This is a genomic window from Streptomyces sp. NPDC020965, assembly GCF_044333555.1.
Lineage (GTDB): Bacteria > Actinomycetota > Actinomycetes > Streptomycetales > Streptomycetaceae > Streptomyces.
Genome location: NZ_JBIRRE010000035.1, coordinates 1 through 4313, shown reverse-complemented (window position 1 = coordinate 4313; position 4313 = coordinate 1). Strand labels below are relative to the sequence as shown.

General features: G+C 68.2%; 1 protein-coding gene. It reads right to left on the bottom strand.

Translation table 11 applies throughout. The features are described 5' to 3' along the window. Positions 1-4313: type I polyketide synthase (locus ACH4S7_RS36490; RefSeq protein WP_398525737.1), on the bottom strand; the 4313-nt coding region annotated here is incomplete at both ends.

The window sequence follows — 4313 nt, the reverse complement described above, 5'->3', positions numbered from 1 at the left end:
AGTTCACCGATACTCGCCAGCAGCGCGTCCCACTCACCACCCACCACAACCGCCCGATGCGCGAACACCGAACGACCCCGCACCAACGACCAACCCACCGCCGGCACATCAACAACACCGGTCTCACCCAAGAACGACCCCAACCGACCCGCCTGCGCCCGCAACGCCTCCGGGTTCTTCGCGGACACCACCCACGGAACGGGCAGGCCCGGGACCGCGTCGGCAGCCTTCGGCTTGGTAGCGGCCTGGTCGGTGGGGGCCTGCTCCACGATCACGTGCGCGTTCGTCCCACTGATACCGAAGGACGACACACCGGCGCGGCGCGGACGACCCGTCTCAGGCCACTCCCGAGCCTCCGCCAACAGCTCCACCGCACCAGCAGACCAATCCACGTGCGGCGACGGCTCGGTGACATGCAGCGTCTTCGGCAGCACACCGTTCCTGATGGCCATCACCATCTTGATCACACCGGCGACACCGGCGGCGGCCTTGGTGTGACCGAAGTTCGACTTGGACGAACCGAGCCAGAGGGGCTGGTCCGCGTCCCGCTCCTTGCCGTAGGTCGCCAGCAGTGCCTGCGCCTCGATCGGGTCACCGAGCGTGGTACCGGTGCCGTGCGCCTCGACCGCGTCCACCTCGGCGGCCGACAGACCCGAGTTCGCCAGCGCCTGGCGGATCACCCGCTGCTGGGACGGACCGTTCGGCGCCGTCAGACCATTGCTCGCACCATCCTGGTTCAACGCCGAACCACGGATGACCGCGAGTACCTCGTGCCCGTTCTTCCGCGCGTCCGACAACCGCTCCAGGATCAGGACACCGACACCCTCGCCCCAGGCCGTACCGTCCGCGTCCGAGGAGAAGGCGCGGCAGCGGCCGTTCTGGGAGAGCGCGCGCTGGCGGCTGAATTCGATGAACGACTCCGGCGTCGCCATGACGGCGACACCTCCGGCGATGGCCATGGAGCACTCGCCCTGACGCAGGGACTGCGCGGCGAGGTGGATGGCGACCAGGGACGACGAGCAGGCGGTGTCGATGGAGACTGCCGGACCCTCCAGGCCCAGGGTGTACGCGACGCGGCCCGTGACGATGCTGCCGGAGCCGATGTTGCCCGCGTAGTCGTGGTACATGACACCGGCGAAGACACCGGTCTGGGTGCCCTTGAGATCGGTGGGGACGATCCCGGCCTGCTCGAACGCCTCCCAGGACGTCTCAAGGAGCAGTCGCTGCTGGGGGTCGGTCTCCATCGCCTCGCGCGGCGAGATCCCGAAGAAGGCGGCGTCGAAGTCGCCCGCGTTGTGGATGAAGCCACCCTCGCGGGTGTAGCTGGTGCCCGTGTGCATCGGGTCGGGGTGGTAGATGGCATCGAGGTCCCACCCGCGGTCGGTCGGGAACTCGGAGATGGCGTCCCGGCCCTCCGCCATGAGCTTCCACAGTTCCTCGGGGGACTCGACCCCGCCGGGGTAGCGGCAGCCCATGCCGATGACGGCGATCGGGTCGTCGTCGACGACATGGCCCATCGCCGGCAGGGTCGCCACCGCCGCCGGAATCTCGTCGGAGAGTTCGGCGAGGAGGAAGTCGGTGAGGATGTCGGTCGAGGGGTAGTCGAAGACGAGCGTCGCCGGGAGGCGGACTCCCGCGATGGCCGTGAGGCCGTTGCGCAGTTCGACGGCGGTCAGCGAGTCGAAGCCGAGGTCCTGGAACGCGCGCTCCGGCTCCACGAGATCCGGTGAGGCGTAGGCCAGCACCTGCGCGACCTGCGCACGAACCACACCGAGCACCAGCGCCCGGCGTCCTTCCGCGTCCAGACCGGCGAGCCGGTCGGTGAGGCTGCTCTCGGTCGCCGCCGCGATGTCACGGGGGGTGACGGCCGCCGAGCGGCGGGCCGGGGGGCCGGCCAGGGTGCGGAAGACCGGCGCGAGGGATTCGCCCTGTCCCCGCAGGGCGGGGATGTCGAAGTGGGCCGGCATGACTGTCGGCCGGTCGGCGGCGAGGGCCGCGTCGAAGAGCGCCAGCCCGTCCTCGATCGAGAGCGTACGGATGCCCGAGCGGCTCATCCTGTCCAGGTCGGCGTCGGTGAGGCGGCTGCCCATGCCCGTCGACTCTTCCCAGAGTCCCCAGGCCAGGGATGTCGCCGCCAGCCCCAACCCACGCCGATACTCCGCCAAACCATCCAAATAAGCATTCGCCGCCGCATAGTTGCTCTGACCACCACCACCCACCGTCCCCGCCATCGACGAGAACAACACAAACGCCGACAGCCCCATGTCACGCGTCAACTCATGCAAAAACCACGCAGCATCCGCCTTCGGACCAAACACCGACGCCACCCGACCCACCGACATCGACTCCACCACACCGTCATCCACCACACCCGCCGTATGCACCACAGCAGACAACTCAGACCCAATACCACCCACCACACCCGCCAACGCCACACGATCACTCACATCACACGCCACCACCTCCACCACAGCACCCAAACCCTCCAACTCAGCAACCAACCCCACCGCACCCGGAGCACCCAACCCACGACGCGACACCAACACCAAACGACGCACCCCACGCTCCACCACCACATGCCGCGCCACCAACGCACCCAACCCACCCGTACCACCCGTCACCAACACCACACCATCACCCAAACCACCCCTGATATCGGCACCACCGTCACCACCGTCACCACCCGCATCCGCCGCCACACCACTCACCCGCGCCAAACGAGGAACAAACACCTCACCCCCACGCACCACCACCTGCTCCTCACCCGAACCCAAAGCCAACCCCACACCCACACCCACACCCACATCACCCTCAACACCCACATCCACCAACACCAACCGACCCGGATGCTCAGCCTGAACCGACCGCACCAACCCCCACACACCCGCACCCGCCACATCCACCACACCACCAGAACCAACCGCACCCCGCGTCACCACCACCACACGAGAACCAGAACCCCCACCCAACACACCCTGCAAACCCTCCAACACACCACCCACCACCGAAACCCCATCCCCACCAACACCCACACCAGCCTCCAACACCACCACACCCGACACATCCACACCCCTCACACCAACAACCGGAGACCACACCACCTCGAACAACCCACCACCCACACCCGAACCCACCCCAGCAACCGCCACCGCACCAGCAGAAATCGCCCGCAACACCAACGACTCCACCACCGCAACCGGCCCACCCACACCATCAGCCACCAACAACGACACCCGATCCCGCGCCACATGACGCACACACACCCGCAACACCGAAGCACCCGAAGCAAACAACGACACCCCCGACCACGAGAAGGGGACATAGGCCGTCGCCTGCACCTCGGGCGGATCGTTCAGACCGCTCGCCTGAAGGGCAGCGTCCAGCGCCGCCGGGTGCAGCGTGTACTCGGCCGCCTCGGCGACGGCGTGCTCGGGCAGCGCGATCTCGGCGTAGATGTCCTCACCCTTGATCCAGCCCGACTTGAGGCCCTGGAACCGCTCGCCGTAGACCAGTCCGGCATCAGCGAGTCGCTGGTACGTGTCCTCGACATTGAGGGCCTCCGCACCGGCCGGCGGCCACTGCGTCAGCTCGAAGTCGGCCGGCACCACGGCCGGGCTCAGCAGACCACTGGCGTGCCGGGTCCACGGCACATCCGCATCGGCGTCCTCCGCGCGCGAGTACACGCCGACACCACGGAGGCCGGTCTCCTCGGGCGCGCCCACGACCACCTGGAGCTGGAGCGCTCCGCGCTCGGGGACGACGAGGGGAGTCTCCTGGTTCAACTCCTCGATCCGGCCGCAACCGACCTCGTCGCCCGCGCGCATCAGCAGCTCGACGAACCCGGTCCCCGGGAACACCACCGAAGACCCGACCCGGTGCTCACCCAGCCACGGATGACTGCGCAGCGACCAGCGGCCCGTGAACACGACACCATCGACATCGGCGCGTCGCATGACCGCACCGAGCAGGGGGTGGCCCGAGGGCGCAAGTCCGGCGGTGGCCACATCACCGACAGCGGAAGGAACGTCCAGCCAGAACCGCTCACGCTGGAAGGCGTACGTCGGCAGTCCGGCCAGGCGACCGCCCTCGACCAGCGACTCCCAGGCGACCGGGACTCCCCGTACGACCATCCGGGACATTCCGGTGAGGAACTCCCGCACCTCACCACGGCCCCGGCGCATCAGCGGCGCGCACTCCACATCCGCACCCTCAGGCACGGACCCACGGGCCATCCCGCTCAGCACACCGTCCGGACCGATCTCCAGGAACGACGACACACCAGCGCCGAGCAGGGTCTCCACCCCGGCACCGAA